Below are 5,820 nucleotides of genomic sequence, written 5' to 3' on the forward strand. Positions count from 1 at the left end.
TTTCTACTGACACTGACTAGTTAATCGTACTACATCTACTTGAAAAATGCTGTACGTCAGAGAATTTCAGCAGTCTCATTCTCTAACACAAGATGGAATTGTGGGGCAGCAAACTTGGCAAACAATGATGAACCAAATTCCAATGATTAAAACAAAATAGGAGCAACGCTCTTTGAAATTGAGTGGTGTGATTTTACGATCGCACCACTTTTTCATCTTTCATGAGATAGCTCATAGATAGATTAATCCGAATTTGGCAAACTACAGATAGCCAATAAAAGGAGCTTCCACATGTCTTTGAATGTTGAATTGTTAGAATCCAGTTTTTCGCAAATTAAAGAACGGGAAATAGCCTTCACGGCTCATTTCTACCAGCATTTGTTTGCGGACTATCCAGAAGTTCAATCACTTTTTGCCAACACTCACATGGAAGAACAAGCCAGCAAACTTTTCAAATCGCTCTAGTTGTCAACAGTTTGCGAAACCCTGACGGATTCACGAAGTCCGTTAAGGGGTTAGGAACCCGTCATCTTCAGTATGGTGTATTGCCTGAACATTACCCGATGGTTGGTAGTACATTGTTAAAAGTGTTTGCAATTTGCTTGGGAGATCGGTGGACACCCGAAGTCGAGCAGGCGTGGAGTGAAGCTTATGCAGCAGTCGCTCAACTCATGTTAGATGGTGCAGAATGCCCAACTGAGGCTTTGGCTCTTCCGGCTCAGAAAAGATAGAGATCGCTATAAAATCCCCCTTCTCAGTTCGGAAGAGGGATCTAAGCTGCTTTCAAGATTTGATCTCAAGAAACCTTTGCCCGCTCACGCGATCGAGAGACTTGTTTCAGGATTAGATCAGCAGCCTTTTCCCCAATCATAATAGTAGGAGCCATTGTATGACAGCGTGGTATGGTTGGCATCACTGAAGCATCGACGACCCGCAAGCTTTCGATTCCATGAACTCGCAAAGTTGAATCGACAACGGCTAGGGGATCAGTTCCCATCCGGCAAGTTCCAACTGGATGCCACCAGCCATCTGCCTCCGATCGTACATAGTCTTCAATCTCACGATCGGACTCAAGAATGCGATCGGGGAAAATCGATTTGCTCCGGTAGGGTTCCATCGGATTCGCAGCAAAAATCTCTTGTGCCTTCCGAACTCCTGCGATCATCACGCTCAAATCATGCCCTTCTGGATCAGAGAAGTACTTTGGATCAATGATTGGGTGATCGAGCGGATTGGGAGATCGTAGCCGCATTGCTCCAACGCTTCTAGGTGCAATCAGAGTCGGTCCAATTGTCATTCCATGTTCAGTAGGCTGGATCAATCCATAGTTAGAAAACATCACGGGTGCAAACTGTAGCTCTAAGTCGGGCGCAATCAGATCGGGCTGAGTTCGCAAGAAAGCGGCTGCTTCAAGAACGCTAGAAGATAGCATTCCACGCCGCAATAGAAAATATTTGATCAATTCGGGTAACGAGTTTGCATTCAATAGCGACACTGGTTTTTTGCTTCCTACTACCACCGCAACTGCAACATGATCGCGTAAGTTCTGCCCAACTCCTGGTAAATCTACCACAACATCCAAGCCCAACTCTCGTAAGTGTGAGGCGGCTCCAATTCCAGACAGCATTAACAACTGAGCAGATCCGATCGCCCCTCCCGAAAGAATCACTTCACGAGTTGCTGTTGCTGTCGTTCGATTACCATTGTGCAAATACTCCATTCCGATCGCACGTCGATCGCGAATCACGACGCGAGTACACTGCGCTCCTGTCAACACTTGAAGATTAGAACGCCGCATAGCTGGACGCAAAAACGCATCTGCTGTACTCCAACGCCGCCCTTGATGTTGAGTCACCTGCACCCAACCCACTCCTTCTAATTGCTGACCATTGAGATCAGGATTGTAGGGAAGTCCAATGGCTTGTGCAGCTTGAATAAAAATCTGACTGAGCAGATTGCGATCGCGTAAATCTTCAACATACAGCAGTCCCTGATCGCCATGAAGCTCATTGCTGCCGCGACTGTTGCATTCAGAGTAACGGAAGTAGGGCAATACATCTTGCCAACTCCATCCAGGATTTCCAAGTTTCTCCCAAGCATCATAGTCAACAGGAACACCCCGCAGATACATCATGGCATTAATTGAGGTCGAGCCACCTAAAGTCCGACCCTTTGCCCAGTAGCTCTTTCGACCTTTTAGCTCACTCTGAGAGACTGCACTATAGTTCCAATCGTATTCAGTCTTGAATAGTTTGCTGAAGGCGGCTGGAATGTGAATTTCGGGTTTGCGATCGGGTAAGCCTGCTTCTAGAAGTAACACCCGATAATTTGGATTAGCACTGAGGCGATGAGCAAGGACACAACCCGCAGCCCCTGCTCCAGCAATAATGAAATCATAAACCTGTTGCTCTGAAGACGAATCAACTGCACTCATAATAAAAACCTCAAGAAGAATGCACTAGAAAGTAGGATGGACAATACCACCCTACTGAAGAATGTGATTGCTCAAAAACTAGATAGCTTCAGCCTCAAGCTTTTGTCCGCGAGGAGTCAGTTCATTGAGCTTGCGGCGTACTGGAAGATCAGCAACGCGATCGTTTGCTGGATTACCATCATTTTCAAAACCGTACGCGACGCGAAAACGAGCGATCGCTTGAGCCGTTTGCGGTCCATATAGCGGTGCTTGCGGACGTAAGGGCGGGTTTGCCTTCATCACGACATCCAGTTCATAATGAAGAATGTTCATTGCCTGCTCTGCTTTTCGTTTGGTCACGATACCCGCAATCCCATCCGCAGCAATTTTGAAGTACCGTTGAAATGCTTGAACAGCTTGAACAGTCTCCGCATCGCTCAATGGGCTATCGTCGTAGGTCAATGGAAAAGTGGGTTCATTGACACCAGATAGTCTAAATCCTAACCCATTGAGTAGATTACGAAACTCAGCATTGCTATAGTTATAAGCCATGATTTACTCCTGTCGTTTGCATTTGAGATTTTTTGCCTTCAATCTCAGGACTCTTTCAGTCTGCGATGCTTTCAACAACTCAACCAGCTTAGTTAGCTAAGTAAACGAGCAACTTAAGAAATGCGGTGATTTGCTTGAATGTTCGCTGAATCAGGTTGCGAAACTCAGTGCGATTTTAATCAAATTGAAGTCTCGATCGCTGAAACAGTTACTACAACAGTATGATAAACATCCAGCTTAAGTTGAAATCTCAAAGCGCTATCTTGCCTGTTCTCTGTGCTTGCCAATCGCCATACTGGAGCTATCGAATCCAAGAGAAAGGACATCATGAAAGCAATTCGGATTCATACCTATGGCAGCGCGAATGTATTGACCTATGAAGAAGTTCCTTCCCCAGTTCCAAACGCAGGCGAAGTGTTGATTCGGGTTCATGCAGCAGCACTGAATCTCATTGATTGCAAAATTCGAGCAGGCTACCTGCGAAACTGGTGGGACTATGCGCTGCCAATGATTCCGGGTTGGGATGTGTCTGGAGTGATTGAGCAAATTGGCGAGGATGTCTCTCAGTGGCAAATTGGGGATATTGTTTACGCATTGCTGGATTTTACCCGCGATGGAGCTTATGCAGATTATGTGATTGCAGATGCTTCTCAGATTGCGACAAAACCAGCGTCTATCAGTCATATCCAAGCGGCTGCTATTCCATTAGTTGGATTGACCACCTGGCAGGCTTTAGAGGTTGCAAATCTATCCGCAGGGCAAACGATTTTGATTCATGGTGCAGCGGGTGGGGTTGGAACATTCGCAGTGCAGCTTGCCAAACTGAGAGGCGCAAAGGTGATTGGAACGGCTTCAAGTCGCGATCGCGATTTTCTACACGAATTAGGAGCCGACGAGGTGATTGATTACCAGAATACTCAGTTCGAGGTTGTCATTCAAGATGTTGACGTTGTGCTGGACACACAGGGCGGCAAGGTTCAGGAGCGATCGTGGCAGACCTTGAAATCGGGTGGCATTCTCGTTTCGATCGTCAGTCAACCTATTGAACAATCTGCTGATGGTAAACGGGGAACTGTCGTTTGGGTGAAGCCGGACGTACATCAACTCCAGGAGATTGCCGAGTTGATTGATGCAGGAAAAATTAAACCGATCATTGAAGCCGTGTTGCCTCTGTCTGAAGCGCGTCAAGCTCACGATCGAATTCAAACCAGTCACCGACGCGGCAAAATTGTTCTACACGTTGCAGATTAACTATCATGACAAGCTCCTCTCTTCTACGGGCGCGACGAGGATTATTGATTTTTTTCGCAATTCTAATCCCAATGTCGGCTGCATTGCAAACTGTGATCATTGTAGATAAGCCATCTATCATTGTCGCAATGCTCCTAACCTGAACACCTGCATTGGCTTCAATCATTGCTCGTTTGGTGCTGCGCGAAGGTTTTAGTGATGTATCTTTTAGCTTTAGTCAACGACGTGAACGATGGGCGATTCTGTTTGCATTCTTGTTTCCAATCAGTGTTGGATTAGTAACTTACGGCATTGCTTGGATCACCGGATTAGCTCATTTTGTTGCTCCCACTCAAGGTTTAGAAACATTGGTTGATCGTTTTGCGCTTTCTCCGATCGCAATTTTCATTCTTAGACTGATTCTCGCGTCAACGCTTTTTACGATTCCGCTGATTATCACGTCGGCGGGTGAAGAGATTGGCTGGCGAGGCTATATGCTAACCCGATTGATTGAGGCTAAAGTTCCATATCCGATCTTCATGAGTGGCTTGATCTGGAGTGGTTGGCACATTCCACTAATTTTAGGAGCGGGATATGCGTCTAGTGCGCTTCCGATAGTATCTACGGCTCTCTTTGTTGTAGGTGTAACCTCAGTATCATTTGTGTTTGCTTATCTGCGACTAACCACGGGCAGTATTTGGTCATCTATCTTGCTTCATTCGGTTTGGAATGCAACGATTCAACTTGCATTTGATCCAGCAACAACGGGAAGTAATGCCAAATTATGGCTTGGAGAATCTGGGATCTTAGTCACGATCGCATTGTTCATCGCAGGTTTAGTCTGTCGGTCTCGGCTTCGGCGAACTGAAGCTAGTTCAATTCTGAATTCCATTTAATATCGAGAGGAAAGATTCATGCAACTTTGTTATCGCGGTATTCGCTATCAATCTAATTTCGCACGAGTGCTAACAATTCCAGGTAACGTTATTGGCAGATATCGAGGGGCAGTACTGCGATCGCAGATTCCGCTCATGTCTACAATCTCTCAGCGAGCGGTTGTGCTGAGATACCGAGGAGTAACATACGAGGCAATGATCAATTGTGCGATTCCTTCAGAGCAAGCAAATTCTTCAGTCGCAATGCACACCAGAACTACAAGGACAGTAAGTAATTAAAGGGCATCTCATCATGGACACTTTCACTACTCAAAAAACTCAAGCTCAGATACCGTTTTGGGACACATCACCGCGCTCTACCAAACGCGAAAGGTTAATAGGGATCTGGATTAAAGTCGATGGCAAATTAACTTGGAAATGGACGATGGTTGAAGATTAAACGAAACGCCCAAAATACGGCTGATTCAACTGGTACAAGATCTTAGTTAAGTTAGCTTCTCACAGGCTTAACTGATCTGGCAATTCAAGAAAGCATTTTGCAGAATAGAAACAGCTTCTACAAAGGAGAGCAGAAAGATGAAAAACATTACGATCGAGACAATCACCCAAGCCGTCATTGAACATGGCGATCGCGGCAAAACTCATCCGCGTCTGTACGAGATTTATGCAAGTTTGGCTGCTTGACTGACAAAACTAGGAAGCCGGAATGCAAGAGAGGACAGTAAATTC

8 protein-coding genes are annotated in these 5,820 nt (G+C 45.8%); 6 read left to right on the forward strand and 2 right to left on the reverse strand.

Annotated elements, in window-relative coordinates; translation table 11 throughout:
- The first annotated feature begins 46 nt into the window (after window positions 1-46).
- The 3 genes from ACKFKF_RS34025 (at window position 47) to ACKFKF_RS34035 (ending at window position 731) form a co-directional block, all read left to right on the forward strand.
- Window positions 47-160 carry a peptidoglycan-binding domain-containing protein gene (locus tag ACKFKF_RS34025; RefSeq protein ID WP_446871789.1) on the forward strand — a complete coding sequence of 38 codons (114 nt, stop codon included), beginning with the start codon at window positions 47-49 and terminating at the stop codon, window positions 158-160.
- A 131-nt stretch (window positions 161-291) separates the two neighbouring features.
- Window positions 292-465 (forward strand): hypothetical protein, encoded by a 174-nt coding sequence (locus tag ACKFKF_RS34030; RefSeq protein WP_446871790.1) that lies wholly within the window; start codon window positions 292-294, stop codon window positions 463-465.
- Window positions 466-476: 11 nt separating this feature from the next.
- A complete protein-coding gene (locus ACKFKF_RS34035; RefSeq protein WP_446871791.1) occupies window positions 477-731 on the forward strand; it encodes a globin domain-containing protein in 255 nt (84 codons plus the stop codon).
- A gap of 65 nt (window positions 732-796) precedes the next feature.
- On the opposite strand, the gene ACKFKF_RS34040 is transcribed toward ACKFKF_RS34035, so the two are convergent.
- A complete protein-coding gene (locus tag ACKFKF_RS34040; protein ID WP_446871792.1) occupies window positions 797-2,434 on the reverse strand; it encodes a GMC family oxidoreductase in 1,638 nt (545 codons plus the stop codon).
- Window positions 2,435-2,512: 78 nt separating this feature from the next.
- Complete coding sequence (locus ACKFKF_RS34045) at window positions 2,513-2,965, reverse strand: peptidoglycan-binding domain-containing protein (protein ID WP_446871793.1); 453 nt, start codon at window positions 2,963-2,965, stop codon at window positions 2,513-2,515.
- A gap of 327 nt (window positions 2,966-3,292) precedes the next feature.
- Here ACKFKF_RS34045 and ACKFKF_RS34050 point away from each other — a divergent pair, with 327 nt between their 5' ends.
- The 3 genes from ACKFKF_RS34050 (at window position 3,293) to ACKFKF_RS34060 (ending at window position 5,370) form a co-directional block, all read left to right on the forward strand.
- Complete coding sequence (locus ACKFKF_RS34050) at window positions 3,293-4,216, forward strand: NADP-dependent oxidoreductase (protein ID WP_446871794.1); 924 nt, start codon at window positions 3,293-3,295, stop codon at window positions 4,214-4,216.
- A gap of 152 nt (window positions 4,217-4,368) precedes the next feature.
- Complete coding sequence (locus ACKFKF_RS34055) at window positions 4,369-5,091, forward strand: CPBP family glutamic-type intramembrane protease (RefSeq protein WP_446871795.1); 723 nt, start codon at window positions 4,369-4,371, stop codon at window positions 5,089-5,091.
- 18 nt (window positions 5,092-5,109) lie between these two features.
- On the forward strand, window positions 5,110-5,370 hold the full coding sequence (locus tag ACKFKF_RS34060) for a DUF4278 domain-containing protein (protein WP_446871796.1): 261 nt from the start codon (window positions 5,110-5,112) through the stop codon (window positions 5,368-5,370).
- Window positions 5,371-5,820: the final 450 nt, after the last annotated feature.

This window comes from Phormidesmis sp. 146-12 (assembly GCF_052939495.1).

Excerpts from the sequence above, each read along its gene's own strand:
- ACKFKF_RS34025 (WP_446871789.1), top strand. The coding sequence starts at position 47 with ATGCTGTACGTCAGAGAATTTCAGCAGTCTCATTCTCTAACACAAGAT.
- ACKFKF_RS34030 (WP_446871790.1), top strand. The coding sequence starts at position 292 with ATGTCTTTGAATGTTGAATTGTTAGAATCCAGTTTTTCGCAAATTAAA.
- ACKFKF_RS34040 (WP_446871792.1), bottom strand. The coding sequence starts at position 2,434 with ATGAGTGCAGTTGATTCGTCTTCAGAGCAACAGGTTTATGATTTCATT.
- ACKFKF_RS34045 (WP_446871793.1), bottom strand. The coding sequence starts at position 2,965 with ATGGCTTATAACTATAGCAATGCTGAGTTTCGTAATCTACTCAATGGG.
- ACKFKF_RS34050 (WP_446871794.1), top strand. The coding sequence starts at position 3,293 with ATGAAAGCAATTCGGATTCATACCTATGGCAGCGCGAATGTATTGACC.
- ACKFKF_RS34060 (WP_446871796.1), top strand. The coding sequence starts at position 5,110 with ATGCAACTTTGTTATCGCGGTATTCGCTATCAATCTAATTTCGCACGA.